This window comes from Jiella soli, assembly GCF_020615385.1.
Taxonomy (GTDB): Bacteria; Pseudomonadota; Alphaproteobacteria; order Rhizobiales; family Rhizobiaceae; genus VKMB-3413.
This window is the reverse complement of the sequence record NZ_JAJAVB010000002.1, coordinates 216,619-236,240: the sequence shown is the minus strand read 5'-3', so window position 1 is coordinate 236,240 and position 19,622 is coordinate 216,619. Positions and strand designations below refer to the sequence as shown.

Below are 19,622 nucleotides of genomic sequence, written 5' to 3'. Positions count from 1 at the left end.
GGCCGGTCGCCCATCCATTCATTCGCTATTCAGCCGCCCACGGTTACAACGACAGGCACAGCTCTTCCGCAGAATTCTTCGTCCGATTGGCCTGCCATGCTCCTCGCCTCCAAGACATCCTTCGCGATCTGCCTGACGAGCCTCGTGATGCTGTTCGGCGCGGTCACGTCGGAGCCAGCAGCGGCACGTGCCGGTTCCTCGCCCTTTGCCGGGGAGGCGACGGAGCGTTCGGCACCTGGGCCGGCGCTTCTGCGCATGGCGGCGGGGGATTGCTCCGGCGCCGCGGCCCGGGCCGAATCGCAGACCGGCGGAAAGGTCTTGTCCGTCTCGACACAGCAGCAGGGTGGGCAGATGGTCTGCGTCGTCACCGTGCTGGTGCCGGCACAGGGCGGCGAGCGGCCGCGCAAGAAGACCGTCACGATTAAGCCCTGACCCGCCGCAAGACTGGTCTCGGGCCCGGCCGCACCGCATGAAGAGGAGCCGATAGGAATGCGCGTTCTCGTCGTCGAAGACGATCAGACCCTCAGCCGCCAATTGACCGAAGCGTTGAGCTCGGCCGGCTACGTCGTCGACCGCGCATTCGACGGCGAGGAGGCTCACTTCCTCGGCGACACCGAGCCCTATGACGCGGTCATCCTCGACATCGGCCTTCCGGTCATGGACGGGCTGAGCGTGCTCGAGCGCTGGCGGCGCGATGGCCGCACTATGCCCGTCCTCATCCTGACGGCCAGGGATCGCTGGAGCGACAAGGTCTCCGGCATCGACGCGGGCGCCGACGACTATGTGGCGAAGCCCTTTCACGTGGAGGAGGTTCTTGCGCGGGTCCGCGCGCTGATCCGGCGCGCCGCCGGCCATGCCTCCTCGGAGATCAACTGCGGACCGGTCCGGCTCGATACCCGCGCCGCGCGCGTCAGCGTCGACGGGACTCCGCTGAAACTCACCTCCCACGAGTTCCGGCTTCTCGACTATCTGATGCATCATCAGGACCAGGTCGTCTCACGCACCGAACTGATCGAGCATCTCTACGACCAGGATTTTGATCGCGACTCCAACACGATCGAGGTGTTCGTGGGACGCCTGCGCAAGAAGCTCGGCGTCGATCTCATCGAGACGATCCGGGGACAGGGCTACAGGATGCGGGATGGCTCTGCCTCCAGCTGAGCCTTTCTTGGCGAGAGGCCTGCGATGGCTCGGCTCCCGCGGCGGCGGCGGTCGCGCGCGTCCGCGCCGCCGTGGTCCGCGGCGGAACCCTCTGAATTCTCTGACGGCGCGCGTCATCGCGTTGACCAGCCTATGGGTCGTACTTGCATTGGTCGTCGCCGGCGGCCTGATCTCGACGCTCTACGAGCGGACGGCGATGCGCGGCTTCGAGGACCTCCTGACGGCCCAGCTCTACAATCTGGTCAACAGCGTGACGGCCGCGCCCGACGGGCGGTTGTCCGGCAATCCCGACCTCGGCGACCTGCGCTATGCGCAGCCCTTGTCCGGCTGGTACTGGGAGGTCGTTCCGGCGAGCGCCAATACCCATGGCCGGCTGACCTCCGGCTCCCTCGGTTTCCTGGACATTGCGACCCAGCCGGCGCAACTCGTGCCCTTCGATGCGTCCTATCGGCGTTCCTACGATGTCGACGGTCTCGGCGGCGAGCGGCTGCGGGTTACCGAAACGGAGGTCGTGCTGGATCCCGCCAATCATGCGGCGCGGTTCCGGGTGATGGGAAATCTGTCATCGGTGGCTGCGGACGTTGCGCAGTTCGACCATCAGCTCGCCTTCTATCTGGGCGCCGTCGGCCTGGGCTCGGTGCTGGTCAACGTGCTGGCTATCCTGTTCGGCCTTTGGCCCCTGGCGACGGTCCGAAGGTCGCTCGCCGATGTCCGGGACGGGCGGGCCGAGCGGCTGGAAGGGCGGTTTCCGGCGGAAATCGCACCGCTGGCCCAGGAGATGAACGCCCTCATCGACAACAACCGCCGCATCGTCGAGCGCTCCCGCACCCAGGTCGGCAATCTCGCGCATTCCCTGAAGACCCCGATCGCGATCCTGATCAACGAAGCGGAAGCCCTCGGCGGCGAGCATGGCCGGGTGATCGCCGAGCAGAGCGGTCGCATGCGCGGCCAGGTGCAGCATTATCTCGACCGGGCAAGGGTCGCGGCACAGAGCGAGAGCGTCGTCTTTCGAACGCCCGTGCGCCCGGCGCTGGAGCGAATCGTCCGGGTGATCGCCAAGCTCAACCCGAACCTGTTCGTCGCCTTCGATCCGGCCTCGGCCGATGGCATGGTCTTCGGCGGCGAACGCCAGGATTACGAGGAGATCGTCGGCAATCTCCTCGACAATGCCGGCAAGTGGGCTCACTCGACGATCCGCGTCACCTGCAGCCGGGTGTCTCCCAACCGGTTCGCGACGACGATCGAGGACGATGGCGAAGGGCTGAGCGAGGCCGAGATCGAGAAGGCCAGGAAGCGCGGCCAGCGGCTGGACGAGGCGACGCCTGGCAGCGGGCTCGGCCTGTCGATCGTCTCCGATATCGTCGCGGAGTATCGCGGCTCGCTCGAGCTCGGACGCTCGGAGATCGGAGGGCTGAAGGCCCGCGTGGAACTCCCCTCGCTTTCGGACGAGCCGACGGCTTGACATGAAGCCGGTAAGGGGCGAACTGCGAACGCTCGCACCCTTGTCCCTCGGCCCGATCGGGCGAGCTTTCGGACGGACTCCCATCCATGGCGATCAAGCACCTTGTTCCCTTCCTGGTCCTGCCGCTGGCGGGATGCCTGACGTCGGGAAGCAGCGACAGTCTGGCGCCCTCGGCGGGTCTCACGGCGCTCGGCGGCGGCCTCATCGGCCAAAATCCGGTGGCGTCGCAGCTGCCTTCGGAAGTCAAGGCCAAGGCGCTCGCGGCGGAATTCCAGGCGCTGCAGTATGCGCCGGCCGGCCAGCCGGTCGTCTGGGCCGATGACGGGATCAAGGGCGAAGTCGTTTCGACGCAGCCCTACCGGATCGGGTCGCAGGATTGCCGCGGCTACACCCATACGATCGAGGGCGTCGGCCAACCGGTCAAGGCGGTCGGCGCCGCCTGCAAGACGCCCAACGGCTACTGGAAACCGGTTGCCTGACGACGAGCTGTCATGCTTGCGACTCTCCTGACGAATTGAATGGGCAAGTCCCGGCGCCTCTGATATGGCGCAAGGACACCCTACCGCCGGACCGGCTGCAAGGCTCTCATCGAGGTTTCGCCGGCCGGTTCCGATCCGTATATGAGTCGCATGGAATTCTGGGTCATCGCAGCCGTCATGACGGCAGCCGTCACGCTGGCGGTTCTCTGGCCGCTTCTGCGCCGCCGCTCGGACGAGTTCGCGACGCGGGCGGATCATGACGTCGAAGTATACGCCGCGCAGCTGCGCGAGCTGGAAGCCGATGTCGAGCGCGGGACGATGGCCGCGCCCGAGGCCGAGACCGCCAGGGCCGAAATCGGTCGGCGGCTTCTCAAGGCGTCGGAGCGGGCCGGGCAGCCCCTGCGGAGCGGCCGGCAGGGATGGCGCAAATCGATCTCGGCGGCGGCGATCCTCGCTGTGGTCGTCGTGGTTCCGGCGCTGTCGACCGGGCTCTACGCGTTTTACGGCGGCGGCGGCCGCCCCGATCTTCCGCTCGCCTCCCGAGAAGTTCCGTCCGGCACAGACATGAGCATGGACAAGATCGTCGCGGCGGCCGAGGAACGGTTGAAGCAAAATCCCGCGGACGGTCGCGGCTGGGATCTCCTGGCTCCGGTCTATCTGCAGCTCGACCAGCCGGGCAAGGCCGCGACGGCCTACCGCAACGCCATCCGCCTGCTCGGCTCCACGGCGACCCGCGAGGACGGGCTGGGCGAGGCCTTGACGCAGATTGCCGGCGGCGAGGTGACCGACGAGGCCAAGGCGGCATTCGAGCGGGCGCTGAAGATCAATCCCGATTATTTGCCGGCGCAGTTCTTCCTGGCGCTCGACGCCAGCCAGGAGGAGCGTGCCGCGGAGGCCGAGAGCCGCTGGTCGAAACTGATTGCGGCCAGCCCGCAGAACGCGCCCTGGCTGAAGATCGCCCAGGCCGGCCTCGCCGATGCGAGGCAGCGGCAAGGCAAGAGCGGCGAGGCGCCGATGGTCTCCGCACAGGGCGCTTCCGCCCAACAGGACCAGCAGGCGGGGCCGCCCACCGGCATGCCCGGGCCGAACTCCGCCGATGTCGCGGCGGCGGCCGGGATGTCGGAAGGCGATCGCCAGGCGATGATCGAGGGCATGGTGGCCCAACTCGCCACCCGGCTCGAGCAGGAACCTGACGACGTGGAAGGCTGGAAACGGCTGATCCGCTCCTATACGGTTCTCGGCAAGCCGGAAAAGGCGGCCGAGGCCTTCGGCAAGGCCCGGCAGGTCTTCGCCGACAACTCTGCAGCGGGCCGGGAAATCGCCGCTTTTGGCGCTCAGATGGGACTGACGCAAGAGGAGGGAACGAAGACGCAATGACCCGTAAGGCGAAGCGACTTTATTCGATCGGCGCGATCCTCCTCGTCATCGGCGCGGCCGCAGGCCTCGTGCTTTCCGCGCTCTCCGATTCCGTCGCCTATTTCAACTCGCCGACCGACATCGTCACCAAAGCGCCGGATCCCGGCCAGCGCATCCGCCTCGGCGGCCTCGTCGCGGAGGGATCGGTCGTGCGCGGCGGCAGCGACAAGGTCACCTTCAAGGTCACCGACTCCGTCGAGACCGTGCCGGTGACCTACGTGGGCATTCTGCCGGACCTGTTCCGCGAGGGGCAGGGCATCGTTGCCGAGGGCACTCTTGGGCCCGATCACGTCTTCGTCGCCGACACGGTGCTTGCCAAGCACGACGAGAACTACATGCCCAAGGAGGTCGTCGACGACCTCAAGAAGCGCGGGCTCTGGGAAGAGGGCAAGGGAATGGTGAAGCCGGCGGAGAAGACCGTCTCCGCCGAAACCGCGACGGGAGCCGGCTCGTGATCGTCGAAATCGGACACTACGCCCTGATCCTGGCGCTGTCGGTCTCGCTGCTCCAGTCGGTACTGCCGATGATCGGGGCGAGGAGCCGGGACGCGCGGCTGATGGACACGGGCGTCGTCATGGCGACCGGCGGATTCCTCCTCATCGCCCTGGCGTTCTCGGCGCTGGTGACGGCCTACGTCACCTCCGACTTCTCCGTGCTCAACGTCTTCCAGAATTCCAATTCGCAGCAGCCGCTGCTCTACAAGTTCACCTCCACCTGGGGCAACCACGAGGGCTCGATGCTCCTGTGGGTGCTGATCCTGTCCTTCTTCGGAGCGCTCGTTGCGCTGTTCGGTCGCGACCTTCCGGCCAGCCTCAAGGCCAATGTCCTGTCGGTTCAGGCCTGGATCTCGACGGCTTTCCTTCTGTTCATCCTGATGACCTCCGATCCCTTCGCCCGGCTCAACCCGGCGCCGATGGAGGGCCAGGACCTCAACCCGATCCTGCAGGACATCGGCCTCGCGGTGCATCCGCCGATGCTCTATCTCGGCTATGTCGGCTTCTCGATCGCCTTTTCCTTCGCCGTCGCCGCATTGATCGACGGGCGGATCGACGCAGCCTGGGCGCGCTGGGTGCGCCCGTGGACGCTGATCGCCTGGATCTTTCTCACCTGCGGTATCGCGATGGGCTCCTACTGGGCGTATTACGAGCTCGGCTGGGGCGGCTGGTGGTTCTGGGACCCGGTCGAGAACGCCTCCTTCATGCCCTGGCTGTCGGGCACGGCGCTGCTCCACTCCGCTTTGGTGATGGAGAAGCGCTCGGCCCTGAAGATCTGGACGATCCTCCTCGCCATCCTGACCTTCTCGCTGTCGCTGCTCGGCACGTTCCTGGTGCGCTCCGGCGTTCTGACTTCGGTGCACGCCTTCGCCACCGATCCGACTCGCGGCGTCTTTATCCTGGTCATCCTCTGCCTCTTCATCGGTGGGTCGCTGACGCTATTCGCCATCCGGGCCTCTTCGCTCGAAGGCGGCGGCCTGTTCGCGCCGATCAGCCGGGAAGGCGCGCTGGTCTTCAACAACCTGTTCCTGACGACGGCTTGTGCGACCGTCCTCGTCGGCACGCTCTATCCGCTGCTCCTCGAAGTCCTCACCGGCGAGAAGATCTCCGTCGGCGCCCCGTTCTTCAACATGACCTTCGGCCCGCTGATGATCCCGCTCCTGATCGCGGTGCCGTTCGGGCCGCTGCTCGGCTGGAAGCGGGGCGATCTCTATGCCGCCGCCCAGCGACTCTATGTCGCGGTCGGCGTGGTGCTGGTGACCGTCGTGATCGGACTGGCGGTGACCCGCGGCACGCATATCCTCGCCTCGCTCGGCTTCGGGCTCGCCCTGTGGCTGCTCGTCGGTAGCCTGACCGATCTCTTCCATCGGGCGGGCTTCCAGCGGGTCGGGCTCCGCACGGGCCTCAAGCGCCTTGCCGGACTGCCGCGCTCGGCCTTCGGCACGATGATCGCCCATTTCGGACTCGGGATCACCGTCCTCGGGATCGTTGCGGCTTCCTCCTTCGGCACCGAGACGATCACCAACATGAAGCCGGGCGAGACGGTCGCGGCAGGAGGGTATCAGATCCGGTTCGAAGGCATGCAGCCGCGCGCCGGCCCCAACTACGAGGAGCAGTACGGGACCTTCGCGCTTCTCGATGAAGGCCGGACCGCCGGGACGATCGAGAGCGCCAAGCGCCTCTATCCGGCCCGGCAGATGCCGACGACGGAAGCCGGCATCCGGACCGACTGGTTTTCTCAGCTCTACATCTCCCTCGGTGATCCGTCCGACGATGGCGGAATCGTCGTGCGCATTTGGTTCAAGCCACTGGTCACGCTGATCTGGCTCGGCGCGCTGTGCATGGCCTTCGGCGGGCTGGTCTCGCTGGCCGACCGGCGTCTCAGGGTTGGTGCGCCGGAGAGGCGTCGGCGCGAGGCGCTGGTCGCCGCGGAGTGAGGCCCTTGCAAAGAACACTCGCCATCGTCCTTGCCATCTTGGCACTCATCGTCGTGGCAGCGCCGGGCGGGCTCGTGATCGCGCCGGCCTATGCGGTCAATCCGGACGAGATGCTGAAGGATCCGGCGCTCGAGGCGCGGGCGCGGCATCTGTCGGAGGGCCTGCGCTGCCTCGTCTGCCAGAACCAGTCGATCGACGATTCCAACGCCGATCTCGCCAAGGATCTGAGGATTCTCGTGCGCGAGCGGCTGAAGGCCGGCGATACCGATAAGGAGGTCATCGACTACCTGGTTTCGCGCTATGGCGAATTCGTGCTCCTGAAGCCGCGCTTCGACTGGATGAATCTCGCTCTCTGGGCGACGCCCGCGATCGTGCTGCTGGCGGGCATCGGCTTCGCGCTCGCGGGGGCGGCAAACCGCCGCAAGGAGCGGGGACCGCAGCCGCTGACAGCCGAGGAAGAGGCGGCCATCGCCGACGTAGTCAAGGCGCGCCGGTAGCGGCAGGGTCAAAGCAATCGAAAGGCGCAGCCTTTCGATAGCGTCCTCAACTTACCAAGTTTTCACGTGGTCGAAAAACTCCCGTAATCTTCTGATCCCTAGTTTGGCATCGACGGCGGGACCTGACGAGGCAAGGATTCGCCCTCGCATTTCATCCACGGGAAAGGAAATTCGATGAGAAATCATCAGACGCATTCGGCAAAGCGCAAGGGCCTTCTGGCCGGCGTCCTGGCGGCGGGCGTTGCCGGACTGGCGCTTTCCGGCGGCGTAATCGGCAATACCGTTCCGGTTCTTGCAGATCCGGTTCGTGTCGACGCTCCCCAACAGTCCTTCGGCTTTGCCGATGTCGTCCAGAAGGTATCGCCGGCCGTCGTTTCGGTTCGCGTGACCGAGGACATCAAGCCGGCAGCCGCCACCGCTCAGCAGTTCGGCGATCCGTTCCAGGGCCTTCCGGAAGATCATCCGCTGCGCCGCTTCTTCGACATCCCGGGTCAGAAGGGCGTTCCTCCGCACGCCTCCCCGCGCCATGCGATGGCCCAGGGGTCGGGCTTCTTCATCTCCGACGACGGCTATCTCGTCACCAACAACCACGTCGTCGACGGCGGCTCGAAGTACACGATCGTCATGGACGACGGCAAGGAATTCGGCGCCAAGCTGATCGGCACGGACAAGCGCACCGATCTGGCACTTCTGAAGGTCGATGCGAAGGACGGCCAGAAGTTCAGCTATGTCGAGTTCGGTGACGACAATGCCGTGCGTGTCGGCGACTGGGTCGTGGCGGTCGGCAATCCATTCGGCCTCGGCGGTTCGGTGACGGCGGGCATCGTTTCGGCGAGAGGCCGCGACATCGGCGCCGGCCCCTATGACGACTTCCTCCAGATCGACGCTGCCGTGAACCGCGGCAATTCCGGCGGTCCGGCCTTCAACCTCAAGGGCCAGGTCATCGGCATCAACACGGCGATCTTCTCGCCCTCGGGCGGCAATGTCGGCATCGCCTTCGCCATCCCGGCCTCGGTCGCCAAGGATGTCGTGCAGTCGCTGAAGCAGAACGGCAGCGTCGAGCGCGGCTGGCTCGGCGTGCAGATCGCGCCGGTCACTGACGACATCGCCGATGCGGTCGGTCTCGGCGACGCGAAGGGCGCGATCGTCACGCTGCCGGACAACCAGACCCCTGCCTCCAAGGCCGGCATCGAGACCGGCGACGTGATCACCGCGATCGACGGGGAAACGGTGTCCGATCCGCGTGAACTCGCTCGCAAGGTGGCGGACTACCGCCCGGGCACGGCCATCGACGTCACCGTGTGGCGCAACAACGCCGCCAAGGACATCAAGGTGACGCTCGGCAATCTCGCCAATCTCGACGAGGCGGCTTCGCTGAACTCGCAGGGCTCTGGTGCGCCGGTCAATCCGTCCTCGCTCTCGGGGTACGGCCTCACCGTGACCCCGTCGGAAGACGGCCAGGGCGTCGTCATCACCGATGTCGATCCGGATTCGACGGCGGCCGACAAGGGCATGCAGGCGGGCGACACGATTGTCGCGGTGAACGGCAATACGGTGGCGAGCCAGGACGAGGTCCGCAAGGCACTCTCCGATGCGGCCAAGTCGGGCCGCAAGGCCGCGCTGTTCCAGCTGAAGAACGGCGACCAGAACCGCTTCGTCGCGCTGCCGGTCGCCAAGAGCTGATCGGCTCCTGCCAAGCCTGAACGATCGGGGCGGGGCCGACATGTCCCGCCCCTTCGACCGGCCGCCGACGGCCGGCTTGTGGCGCTGCCGGACCGCCGAGCTCCCGCACTTTGCCTTTTTCCTCCGAATCACCGATCTAGGAAGACGATCATGTCCGTAACCGCGGCCGTCCAACCCTCGACGGGGTCCATGCGCATATTGATCATCGAAGACGATCGCGAGGCCGCCGCCTATCTGGTGAAGGCGCTGCGCGAGGCCGGACATGTCGCCGAGCATGCGGAGAACGGCGACGACGGCCTGCATATGGCCGAAAGCCGTTCCTACGACGTCCTGATCGTCGACCGCATGCTGCCGCGGCGCGACGGCCTGTCGGTCATCGCCAGCCTGCGCGAGCAGAAGAACGAGACACCGGCCTTGATCCTGTCGGCGCTCGGCCAGGTCGACGACCGGGTCAAGGGTCTGCGAGCCGGCGGTGACGACTATCTGTCCAAGCCCTTCGCCTTTTCCGAACTCCTGGCACGGATCGAGGTGCTCGGCCGCCGCCGCATCGGCAAGGACGTGGAGACGAGCTACCGGGTCGGCGATCTCGAGCTCGACCGCCTGTCCCACGAGGTGCGCCGCGCCGGCAAGCAGATCGTCCTGCAGCCGCGCGAGTTCCGCCTGCTCGAATATCTCATGAAGCATGCGAACCAGGTGGTGACCCGCACCATGCTGCTCGAGAATGTCTGGGATTATCACTTCGATCCGCAGACCAACGTCATCGACGTCCACATCTCGCGTCTGCGCTCCAAGATCGAGCGCGACTTCGACAAGCCGCTGCTGCACACCGTGCGCGGGTCGGGCTACATCATGCGCGCAGACGACTGAGAGGCTGTAAGAATTTCGGATAGGTCCCCGACATGGAGCGACTGAAGGCGCTGATGCGCATGACGGCCGTCCGTCTGTCGGCGCTTTATTTCCTCCTCTTTGCGATCTGCGCCGTCGTCCTCGTCGTCTACGTCACGGCGACCGCCTCCAACCTCCTGGAAAGCCAGAGCCGGAATGCGATCCAGGATGAGATCGCCGAGCTGGCGCAGATCTACCAGTCCTCCGGCATCATCGGCCTCGTGCGCACCATCGACCGGCGCGCGCGCCAGCCGGGCGCCTCGCTCTATCTCGCCACCGACGCGACTGGCCGAATCATCGCCGGCAATGTCGAGAGCCTGCAGGCGGGGGTCCTCGACGACGAGGGCTTCACTCCGGAGGCCTTCGCCTACGAGCGCTTCACGACCGATGCCAGGGACCGCTACCACATCGCGATCGCGGACGTCGTGGCGCTGCCGAACGGCATGCGCATCCTGGTCGGCCGGGACCAGACCGAGCAGGTGCGGTTCCGTTCGGTCGTCCAGAGCGCGCTGATCCTGGCGCTCGCGCTGATGGGAGCGGCGGCCGTGCTTGCCTGGCTCTTTATCGGACGGCGCGCGCTGCAGCGGCTCGACCGCATGTCGGTCTCGAGCGCGCGCATCCTCTCGGGCGATCTGACCGAAAGGTTGCCGGTGACGGGAGCCGGCGACGAATTCGACCGCCTGTCGGAGAACCTCAACATCCTTCTCGCCCGCGTAGCGCTGTTGCAGGAGGGGCTGCAGCAGGTCTCCGACAACATCGCCCATGATCTGAAGACGCCGCTCACGCGCCTGCGCAACCGCGCCGAGGAGGCGCTTGCCGGGCCGGCCGACACGGCGACGACCCGTTCCGCGCTCGAGGGGATGATCGGCGAGGCCGACCAGATGATCCGCACCTTCGATGCCCTGTTGATGATTTCGCGGGTCGAGGCCGGCTCGCACGCGGTGCTGAAGGCCGAGGTCGACATCGCCGCGATCGTTGCCGATCTCGCCGAGCTGTACGAGCCGCTGGCGGAGGAGGCGGGCGCCGCGCTCCTCGTCGACGCGCCCACGAGTCTCAAGGTCCTGGCGAGCCGCGAGCTTATCGCCCAGGCGCTCTCCAATCTCGTCGACAACGCCCTGAAATACGCCGGCGGCACCGGCCGGCCTGCACGGATCGCGGTTGCGCTTGCAGCCGACGAACGGCGTTGGTGGCTGTCCGTCGAAGACGACGGTCCCGGCATTCCCGCCGAGATGCATGGCCGCGTTCTCGAACGTTTCTTCCGGCTCGACCAGAGCCGCTCGATGCCCGGCTCAGGCCTCGGCCTGTCGCTGGTCCAGGCGATCGCGCAGGTGCATGGCGGACAGCTGAGACTTGAGGATGCCGATCCCGGGCTTAGAGTTGTCCTGGAATTTCCACGGGAGGACACCACGCGTCCGGATGGTCAAAGCTGAAGCTCCGCGAGAAGGTTTGAGGATCGGCGGCAATCTGCGGCCGGAGCCGATCGATCCGCAACGGGCGGAGGGTTGGCTCGCCGATCTTCGCCGCGCCGCCGAGGCTGCAGGATGCGACGCGCTCCTGCCGGTTCTGGACGATGGTGGGCCGCAGATTGACCGGCTGAAGGCGGTGATGGACCTGTCTCCGCATCTGCGGGGCGGCTTGCTCCAGCATCCTGAATGGCTGGAGGCGCTCCTGTCGGCGTCCGCGCAGGATCTCATCGCGGCGCGCATCGCGGATCTCCAGGCCCTGCCCGAGGAGGGGCAGGGAGAGAGCGCGTTGATGGCGCGGCTTCGGACCGTCAAGCGCGAGGTCTCTCTCCTGATCGCGCTCTGCGACATTTTCGGCGAAGCGACGCCGGCCGAGACGACGGCGCGCCTGTCGGATCTTGCCGAAGGCGCCGTGCGCGCCGCCCTGCGCTTCTGCCTTGTCGAAGCGCATCGCAGCGGCAAGATCGTACTGCCGAAGCCGGAGGAGCCGGAGACGGGCTGCGGCCTCTTCGTCCTCGGCATGGGCAAGCTCGGTGCCCGCGAACTCAACTATTCGAGCGACATCGACCTGATCGTCCTGTTCGATCCGGACGCCGGCCTCGTGCCGGACGCCATGGAGGCAGTCGAGACGCTGTCGCGCCTCGTGCGGCGCTTCGTCCGGATCGTCGGCGAGCGGACCGGCGAGGGCTACGTCTTCCGCACGGATCTGCGGCTGCGGCCCGATCCCGGCGCGATGCCGCTCGCCATCCCCGTCGAGATGGCGCTCACCTATTACGAGGGAAACGGCCGCAACTGGGAGCGCGCGGCGATGATCAAGGCGCGCCCGGTCGCCGGCGACCTGGCTGCGGGCGAGGCCTTTCTCGAGGAACTCTCGCCCTTCGTCTGGCGCCGCTATCTCGACTTCGCGGCGATCGCCGACATCCAGGATATGAAACTCAGGATCGACCGGCATCGCGGCTTCGACGCGGTCGGTGTCGCCGGCCACAATGTCAAGCTCGGTCGAGGCGGCATCCGCGAGGTGGAGTTCTTCGCGCAGACCCAGCAGCTCATCGCCGGCGGCCGGGCTCCGCGGCTGCGCCAGCGTCGGACGGAGGAGGCGCTGCGCGAGCTTGCGGCCGGCAGCTGGGTCACGGAAGCCACAAGGGACGAACTCACCCAGGACTACTGGTTCCTGCGCCGCGTCGAGCATGCGATCCAGATGGTCGACGACGAGCAAAGCCACACGCTTCCCGAGGAGCCGGATCGGCTGGAGCCGGTCGCGCGGCTTGCCGGCTTTGCCGATCGCGACGCCTTCGCAGAGGCGCTGCTGTTTCATCTCGGCCGGGTGGACGGCCACTTCGCCAAGCTCTTCAACGACGGGCGGCGTCGACGGGACGAGCCCTCCGACGGCTCGTCCGCGCTGCTGCGCCTTCTGGAGAGCGAAGAGGACCGGTCCGCGTTGGAACGGCTTGCCGAACTCGGCTACCAGCGGCCCGAGGATATCGCGCGGATCGTCCGCTCCTGGGGCTATGGCCGTTACCGGGCGACGCAGTCTGCGGCGGCGCGCGAGCGTCTGTCCGGCGTTCTGCCGATGCTCCTGTCGGCCTTTGCCGGCGCGCGCGATCCGGACGGCGCTCTTGCCGCATTCGACCGGTTCCTTGCCGGCCTCCCAGCCGGCGTCCAGTTCTTCGCCCTGATCGCGTCCAATCCGAGGATACTCGAACTCCTCGCGGTGATCATCACCGCGGCTCCCGCGCTCCGCGAGACGATCGCCGCCCGGCCCCACGTCTTCGACGCGATGCTGGATCCCGCCTTCCTGGGCGAGGTCCCTGGACGTGGGCTGGTCGCCGAGCGTCTTTCGGCCTTCCTGGCCGACGCAGCGGATTACGAGGATAAGCTGGCGAGGCTGCGGCTCTTTGCCTCCGAGCAGCGCTTCCTGATCGGAGCCCGCATGCTGTCCGGCGTTATCGCCGCCGACGAGGCGGGATCCGCCTTCAGCGGTCTCGCCGACGTCGTTCTCGATGCGACGCTTGCGGCAGTCATGCAGGAGTTTTCCGACCGGCACGGCGAGGTCGCGGGCGCGCGGATCGCGCTGCTCGGCATGGGCCGTCTCGGCAGCTGCGAACTGACCGCCGGTTCGGACGTCGACCTGATCCTCCTCTACGACCACGACGAGAATGCCGAGGAATCGGACGGCGAGAAGCGGCTGCCTCCCCCCGTCTATTTTACCCGGCTGACGCAGCGCCTCATCGCCGCGCTGACGGCGCCGATGAAGGAGGGGGTGCTCTACGACGTCGATTTCCGGCTGCGGCCCTCCGGCAACAAGGGTCCGCTGGCTACCCATGTCGAGTCATTCGCGCGTTATCAGCGCACCGAGGCCTGGACCTGGGAGCGCATGGCGCTGTCGCGTTCGCGGGCGTTCGCTGGCGACACCGGGCTGTGCGACGAGATCGCGGCGATGATCGAGAGTGTTCTCGCAGAACGGCAGTCAGATCCGGCGATCGGGCAGGATGTCGCGGACATGCGGCTGCGCATCGAGAAGAGCAAGCCGGCGAGGGGTCCGCTCGATGTGAAGCGCCTGTCAGGCGGTCTCATCGACCTCGAATTCATCGCCCAATGGGCGCTCCTGACCGGGCGGGCGGATCTCGGCCTCATCGGCGCTCCAACCGATACGGTCCTGTCGGCGACCGATTTCGGGGGGCATCAGGGCTTTGCCGACTTGCTCACCGCGGCGATGCGCGACTTCACCCGTGTCATCCAGATCCTGCGCCTCGGCCCGGCCGATGTCGCCCGCCGCGACGACATTCCCGAGGGGCTGGCCGATCGACTGGCCTCGGCGCTCGGGTTGGACGGAGCCGAAGAACTGGAGCCCCGCCTCGCCGAGACGGCCTCACGTGTCAGGCAGGCCTTCGAGGTCCTGTTGCCGGCACCCTCGCAGAATGAACCGGAGATGCCCGCCTGAAACGAGGCCACTCCGGAAATCCAGGCGAACTTCTTCGGCCCGGTCTCTGTTTCAGGGACCTTCCGGGTCAGGCTTCCTCCGCCGACCGGGGACGCAGGCCATCCAGCGGCAGCCGCAGCGCCACGACCGTTCCTGCGCCGACGCGCGAGGAGATCCGCATCCGACCGCCATGGAGCTCGACCAGCGATCGGGCGATGGCGAGGCCGAGGCCGGTGCCGCGGTTCTTGCGGGTCAATTCGTTCTCGATCTGCTCGAACGGCCGTCCGAGCGTCTGCAGCGCCTCGCGCGGGATCCCCATGCCGTTGTCGGCGACCGAGATCAGCGCGTTGGCGCCGACCGTGCGCACCTTCAGCTTCACCGCGCCGCCATGGCCGGTGAACTTCACCGCATTGGATAGAAGGTTGAGGATCACCTGTTTCGTGGCCCGGCGGTCGGTCCGGATCGCCATCGGCCGCGGCAGGCGGACCTGAACCGTGATGTCCTTGTCCCGCGCCTGGACCTCGATGATCTTCGTGGCTTCGCTGACGATATCGCCGAGTTCGATGTCTTCGGGAACGAGCTCGACCCGGCCGGCCTCGATCTTCGCCATGTCGAGAATGTCGTCGATCAGGCGCAGGAGGAAGCGTCCGCTGAGGTGGATGTCCTCGGCATACTCGGAATATTTGGGAGTGCCGAGCGGGCCGAGCGTGTTCTGACGCATGATGTCGGAGAAGCCGAGAATGGCATTCAGCGGCGTGCGCAGCTCGTGCGACATGTTGGCGAGGAAGGTCGTCTTGGCGCGCGAGGCGCTTTCGGCGCGCTCCTTCTCGGCGCCGAAGCGCAAATTGAGGTCCGACAGTTGTTTGGCCTTGCGGTCGGCTTCGCGGCGCGCGGCGGTCAAATCCTCGATCGTGGCGAGGAGACGGCGCTCCGAGTCCTGCGAATGGGCCTGGTGCAGCTTGATCTGGGTGATGTCGGTGCCGATCGAGACGAGGCTGCCATTGCCGGTCCGGCGCTCGGAGATCAGGAGCCAGCGGCCGTCGGGAAGCTGCGCCTCGACGGCACTTTCGCCGGCGGCGAATGTCGGGCTCGTCAGCCGGACGGTCTCGATCGGCCGCCGCGCCTTCTCCATTACGGCGTCAAGCGCCGTGCCACGGGTGACGTCGGCGGGCTTCAGGCCGAAGGTCTCCCGGTATTTCGAATTGCACAGGACGACCCGGTTGTCCTCGTCGCAGAGGACGAAGGTCTCGGAAATATTCTCGATGGCGTTGTTCAGGAGGGCGCCGGCTTCGCTGCTGCGGCGGGCCAGTTCCTGCTGGTCGCTGACGTCGACGGCAATCCCGATCAGGTGGATCTCGTCGTCCGCGGTGCGGGTCACGTCGGCGCGTGCGCGCAGCCAGATATAGTCGCCGTCGCTGCGGCGCATCCGGAACACCCGGTCGAGCGTCGCGATGCTGCCGTCGGCCACCTGCCTGGCGACATGGAACAGGCCGCCGTCTTCGGGATGCATGAGCGGCGCGATCTCGGCGAAGGTCAGGACGCCGTCGCGCGATTCCATTCCGAGGATCTGGAACATCGAGCGCGACCAGTACATGCGTCCTCGGGCGATGTCCCAGTCCCATAGGCCGCAGCGGCCGCGCGCCAGCGCCATGTCCACCTGACGGTGCGTCTGCATGTAGAGCGCATCGGCCTCTTCCGCGCGGCCGGCCTGGCGGAAATAGGCGTAGAGGATCACCAGCATGACGAGGCTGGTCATCGAGAACAGGGTTACGTTCAGCGAGACCGTCCGCCGCCAGCCGGTCAGCAACGATTCCGTGGGCTGGACGAGGGTGACGAAGCCGCCACCGGCGAGCGCCGCGGTCGCGACATAGGCGGGCTGGCCCGAGAAGACGGTCCGCCGAACGCCGGCACGCTCCCCGAAGGACAGGAGCGCCTGAGGCTCCTCGATCATCAGCTGCAGGCTTCGGTCGACGAGATATTCGAAGCCGGGAAGCGTTGCCGTGATCTTCCCGCTCTCGTCGCTGATCACGGCGAAGCGTCCGTAATGCGCCATCTCAGGCGCCGCGACGCTCGTCAGAAGCGCCTGCGCGTCGGCGAGGGATTGATCGGCGGCCGACTGGCTGCTGGCGCGGATCAACGCCGCGGCGACCTTGATGTCGCTCTGCGCATCCGCCTCGAGATGCGCGCGCTCCTGGATGAGCGAGGTGAGGCGGGCGATAGCGATGATCGCCAGAAAGGTGAGGATCAGGAAGGGAATGACACGCCGGAGGAATTTCTCGGGACGCAGCCCCGCCGAGTAGTTCGGCCCCGCCAGCATCTTGGCATAGCCTGCGATTTCGAAATTCCCACGCACCAGACCTTGGAGACGAGACAATAGTCTCCCCGTCGGCGCGTTGAACGCGTCCGCTCGCATGCCATACCCCTCGTTTGCCGCATCTCAGATTCGGTACGCCGCACCCCCGAATCACTGCCAATTGATCAGACGCGAATCAGCTTGTCCAGAGTGCAATTATGGCAGGTGTCAACAAATCAAGAACATGAGTCGCTAACGCAACGAGCGCTCCACAATATCTCGAAGATCCTTTGATAAGTGTTCAAGATCAACAAGTTGGCGTAGCACTTTCCGGGCGTAGTCGCGCCGGACGGGTTCAAGGCTGCGCCAGGCTCGGAAGGTCGTGGCGATTCGCGCCGAGATCTGCGGGTTGATCCGGTCGATCTCGGCGAGCCGGTCTGCGACCCAGCGATATCCGGCTCCGTCGGCCCGGTGAAACGCCACCTGATTGGCCGCGGCAAAGGTGCCGATCAGCGCCCGCACGCGATTGGGGTTGCGCAGGGTAAATTTCGGATGCGCTGCGAGCGTCTCCACGCGTTCGAGCGCCGAAGCATCGGGAATGGTCGCCTGGAGGGCAAACCACTTGTCGAGGACGAGCTCGTCGGCCTCGTGACGCTCGTAGAATTCGGCGAGTGCGGCAATGGTATCGGGCGAATTCGGAAAGTGATGAAGGAGAAGGGAGAGGGCGCTCAGCCGGTCGGTCATGTTGCGCGCCTCGGAGAACTGCCGGGTCGCGGGCGCCGGGTCGCCCGTCGCGGCGACCAGATAGGCGAGGGCGGAATTGGCGAGCGCCCGCTGGCCGGCGCTCGCGGCGTCGGGGGAGAATGCCCCGTCCGACGCAAGTTCCGCGTGCAGCTCCTGGAACAGCCGGGCCCCACTTTCACCGATCTGGCGCCGGGCGGCCTCGACCACCGCGTGAATGTGGTCGGGATCGACATTCTCACCGACGAGGCGGGCGACGTCGGTTTCGCCGGGAAGCGCAAGCGCCTGTGCCCGAAAGGCCGGCTCGAGCGACTGATCGCTCGCCGAAGCGAGGATCGCCTCGACGATCTCGGAGGCGAAGGGAGATGCCGTGGCGTCTGCACCGCTGCGGCTGGCCGTCGTCAGAGCCTCGGCGACGAGGTCGTTGAGGATCCGCCAGCGATTGAAGAGGTTCGGGTCGAGCCGTGCGAGCGCCAGGCGGTCGGCCTCGCTCTGTTCGTGCTTCAACGTCACCGGTGCCGAGAAGTCCCGGAGAGCGGAGAGATAAGGCCGGTCCCCGAGCTTCTCGAAGACCACCGTCGTCTCCGGCTCGCGAAGATGGATGACGTCGCCGACGACCGCCTCGGACGTCGTGACCGCCTCTTTGTCCTGCCCGTTCGACCCGACGAGACCGAAGCGCACGGGAATATGCATGGGTGCCGTCTGGGTGGCGGCGGCGCCGGGCTCGAGCGCCTGCTTCAGGGTGACGCTCAGCCGGTCCGCCTCCGGATCGTAGGACTGCGACACGGAGAGGGTCGGGGTGCCGGCCTGAGCGTACCAGAGCGCGAACTGGGTCAGATCCGTACCGGTTGCGTCCGTGAAGCAGGCGAGGAACTCCTCGATCGTCGCGGCCATGCCGTCATGCCGATCGAAATAGAGGTCCATTCCCTTTCGGAAGCCATCGCGGCCGAGGATGGTCGCGACCATTCGCACCAGCTCGGCGCCCTTGTCGTAGACGGTCGCCGTGTAGAAATTGTTGATCTCGCGGTATTCCCCCGGGCGGACGGGGTGCTGCAGCGGCCCCTGGTCCTCGGGAAACTGATGCGCCTTCAGCCGCCGCACCGAACCGATGCGCTGCACCGTCGCCTCGCGCTCGTCGGCGGAGAACTCCTGATCGCGATAGACCGTCAGCCCCTCCTTCAGGCAGAGCTGGAACCAGTCGCGGCAGGTGATGCGGTTGCCCGTCCAGTTGTGGAAGTATTCGTGTGCGATGACGGTCTCGACGCCGGCATAGTCGGAGTCGGTGGCAATGTTCTCGTCGAGCAGAACATATTTGTGGTTGAAGACGTTGAGGCCCTTGTTCTCCATCGCCCCCATATTGAAGTCGGCGATGGCGACGACGTTGAAGACGTCGAGATCGTATTCGCGCCCGAACCGCCGCTCGTCCCAGACCATCGACCGCTTCAAGGCGTCCATTGCGTAGGCCGCTTGGGCCGAGCGGCCCTTCTCCGTATAGACGCCGAGCGTGACGGCGCGCCCGCTTGCGGTCGTGAACTGCTCGTGGACGGCGTCGAGGTCGCCGGCAACCATGGCGAAAAGGTAGGAGGGCTTGTTGAAGGGATCGTCCCAGACGGCGAAGTGGCGCCCGCCGGGAAGATCGCCGCTTTCCACCGGATTGCCGTTGGACAGGAGGACGGGCGCCGCCGCCTTGTCCGCCTCGACCCTCACGCGGTACGGCGCGAGCACGTCCGGCCGGTCCAGGAAATAGGTGATGCGCCGGAAGCCTTCGGCCTCGCATTGCGTGCACCAGATGCCGTTGGAGCGGAAGAGGCCCATCAGCTTGGAGTTCTCCTCGGGGACCAGGCGCGTCGCGACGGTCAGCGTGAAGCGCCCGCTCGCCGGGGCCGAGAAGACGGTGAGGCCGTCCGGCGAAGCCTTGTACGTTGAAGAATCGAGCGGCGCGCCGTCGAGCGTCAGGCCGGCGAGCGACAATTCGTCCCCGTCGAGTTCCAGCGGCACGGACGCGGCGACGCCCGGCCGGCGCTCCAGGGCAAGATGCGTCTCGATCTCGGCCCGCCCCTCAAAGAGGCGGATCGTCATATCGACCGCGTGCAGCAGGAAGTCGCTCGGGCGGTAGTCGGCAAGCTTGATGGTCTGGCCGTCGTCGGTGCGCAGCATGGCTTCGGATCCTCTCGTTCTCGGCCGGAGGTAG

Annotated in this window: 14 protein-coding genes; 12 read left to right on the top strand and 2 right to left on the bottom strand. The window is 66.6% G+C overall.

Annotated features, from left to right (window positions below):
* Positions 1 to 96 precede the first annotated feature (96 nt).
* The 12 genes from LH400_RS01415 (at position 97) to LH400_RS01360 (ending at position 14,418) form a co-directional block, all read left to right on the top strand.
* Entirely contained in the window at positions 97 to 432 is a 336-nt protein-coding gene (locus LH400_RS01415) for a hypothetical protein (RefSeq protein ID WP_229150859.1), read from the top strand.
* A gap of 57 nt (positions 433 to 489) precedes the next feature.
* Positions 490 to 1,161 carry a response regulator transcription factor gene (locus LH400_RS01410; RefSeq protein WP_229150858.1) on the top strand — a complete coding sequence of 224 codons (672 nt, stop codon included), beginning with the start codon at positions 490 to 492 and terminating at the stop codon, positions 1,159 to 1,161.
* A 196-nt stretch (positions 1,162 to 1,357) separates the two neighbouring features.
* Positions 1,358 to 2,623 carry an ATP-binding protein gene (locus LH400_RS01405; RefSeq protein WP_229151234.1) on the top strand — a complete coding sequence of 422 codons (1,266 nt, stop codon included), beginning with the start codon at positions 1,358 to 1,360 and terminating at the stop codon, positions 2,621 to 2,623.
* Positions 2,624 to 2,709: 86 nt separating this feature from the next.
* Positions 2,710 to 3,102: an RT0821/Lpp0805 family surface protein gene (locus LH400_RS01400; protein ID WP_229150857.1), complete on the top strand. Its 393-nt coding sequence runs from the start codon at positions 2,710 to 2,712 to the stop codon at positions 3,100 to 3,102.
* 150 nt (positions 3,103 to 3,252) lie between these two features.
* A complete protein-coding gene (gene ccmI, locus LH400_RS01395) occupies positions 3,253 to 4,479 on the top strand; it encodes a c-type cytochrome biogenesis protein CcmI (protein WP_229150856.1) in 1,227 nt (408 codons plus the stop codon).
* Complete coding sequence (gene ccmE, locus LH400_RS01390; protein ID WP_229150855.1) at positions 4,476 to 4,973, top strand: cytochrome c maturation protein CcmE; 498 nt, start codon at positions 4,476 to 4,478, stop codon at positions 4,971 to 4,973. Before ccmI ends, ccmE begins: the two co-directional genes overlap by 4 nt.
* Complete coding sequence (locus tag LH400_RS01385; RefSeq protein ID WP_229150854.1) at positions 4,970 to 6,949, top strand: heme lyase CcmF/NrfE family subunit; 1,980 nt, start codon at positions 4,970 to 4,972, stop codon at positions 6,947 to 6,949. The genes ccmE and LH400_RS01385 overlap by 4 nt, the downstream gene beginning before the upstream one ends.
* 5 nt (positions 6,950 to 6,954) lie before the next feature.
* Positions 6,955 to 7,446, top strand: a complete 492-nt coding sequence (locus tag LH400_RS01380) for a cytochrome c-type biogenesis protein (RefSeq protein WP_370638301.1) — start codon at positions 6,955 to 6,957, stop codon at positions 7,444 to 7,446.
* Between the two features lie 174 nt (positions 7,447 to 7,620).
* On the top strand, positions 7,621 to 9,129 hold the full coding sequence (locus LH400_RS01375; RefSeq protein ID WP_229150853.1) for a Do family serine endopeptidase: 1,509 nt from the start codon (positions 7,621 to 7,623) through the stop codon (positions 9,127 to 9,129).
* Positions 9,130 to 9,279: 150 nt separating this feature from the next.
* The gene (locus tag LH400_RS01370; RefSeq protein WP_304502354.1) at positions 9,280 to 9,996 is read left to right on the top strand and encodes a response regulator transcription factor; all 717 of its coding nucleotides are present in this window, start codon (positions 9,280 to 9,282) and stop codon (positions 9,994 to 9,996) included.
* Between the two features lie 32 nt (positions 9,997 to 10,028).
* Positions 10,029 to 11,444: a sensor histidine kinase gene (locus LH400_RS01365; RefSeq protein ID WP_229150852.1), complete on the top strand. Its 1,416-nt coding sequence runs from the start codon at positions 10,029 to 10,031 to the stop codon at positions 11,442 to 11,444.
* Entirely contained in the window at positions 11,431 to 14,418 is a 2,988-nt protein-coding gene (locus LH400_RS01360; protein WP_229150851.1) for a bifunctional [glutamine synthetase] adenylyltransferase/[glutamine synthetase]-adenylyl-L-tyrosine phosphorylase, read from the top strand. Before LH400_RS01365 ends, LH400_RS01360 begins: the two co-directional genes overlap by 14 nt.
* Positions 14,419 to 14,485: 67 nt before the next feature.
* Here the strand turns inward: LH400_RS01360 and LH400_RS01355 are convergent, their stop codons facing one another.
* Both LH400_RS01355 and pepN read right to left on the bottom strand, forming a co-directional pair.
* Positions 14,486 to 16,771: a PAS domain-containing sensor histidine kinase gene (locus LH400_RS01355; protein WP_229150850.1), complete on the bottom strand. Its 2,286-nt coding sequence runs from the start codon at positions 16,769 to 16,771 to the stop codon at positions 14,486 to 14,488.
* 171 nt (positions 16,772 to 16,942) lie between these two features.
* Entirely contained in the window at positions 16,943 to 19,588 is a 2,646-nt protein-coding gene (gene pepN / locus LH400_RS01350) for an aminopeptidase N (RefSeq protein ID WP_229150849.1), read from the bottom strand.
* Positions 19,589 to 19,622 lie beyond the last annotated feature (34 nt).

Bases quoted from the DNA above. Each gene is read 5' to 3' on its own strand.
- LH400_RS01370 (WP_304502354.1), top strand. From the start codon at position 9,280: ATGTCCGTAACCGCGGCCGTCCAACCCTCGACGGGGTCCATGCGCATA.
- LH400_RS01410 (WP_229150858.1), top strand. From the start codon at position 490: ATGCGCGTTCTCGTCGTCGAAGACGATCAGACCCTCAGCCGCCAATTG.
- LH400_RS01360 (WP_229150851.1), top strand. From the start codon at position 11,431: ATGGTCAAAGCTGAAGCTCCGCGAGAAGGTTTGAGGATCGGCGGCAAT.
- LH400_RS01400 (WP_229150857.1), top strand. From the start codon at position 2,710: ATGGCGATCAAGCACCTTGTTCCCTTCCTGGTCCTGCCGCTGGCGGGA.
- pepN (WP_229150849.1), bottom strand. From the start codon at position 19,588: ATGCTGCGCACCGACGACGGCCAGACCATCAAGCTTGCCGACTACCGC.
- LH400_RS01365 (WP_229150852.1), top strand. From the start codon at position 10,029: ATGGAGCGACTGAAGGCGCTGATGCGCATGACGGCCGTCCGTCTGTCG.
- ccmE (WP_229150855.1), top strand. From the start codon at position 4,476: ATGACCCGTAAGGCGAAGCGACTTTATTCGATCGGCGCGATCCTCCTC.
- ccmI (WP_229150856.1), top strand. From the start codon at position 3,253: ATGGAATTCTGGGTCATCGCAGCCGTCATGACGGCAGCCGTCACGCTG.
- LH400_RS01415 (WP_229150859.1), top strand. From the start codon at position 97: ATGCTCCTCGCCTCCAAGACATCCTTCGCGATCTGCCTGACGAGCCTC.
- LH400_RS01375 (WP_229150853.1), top strand. From the start codon at position 7,621: ATGAGAAATCATCAGACGCATTCGGCAAAGCGCAAGGGCCTTCTGGCC.
- LH400_RS01405 (WP_229151234.1), top strand. From the start codon at position 1,358: ATGCGCGGCTTCGAGGACCTCCTGACGGCCCAGCTCTACAATCTGGTC.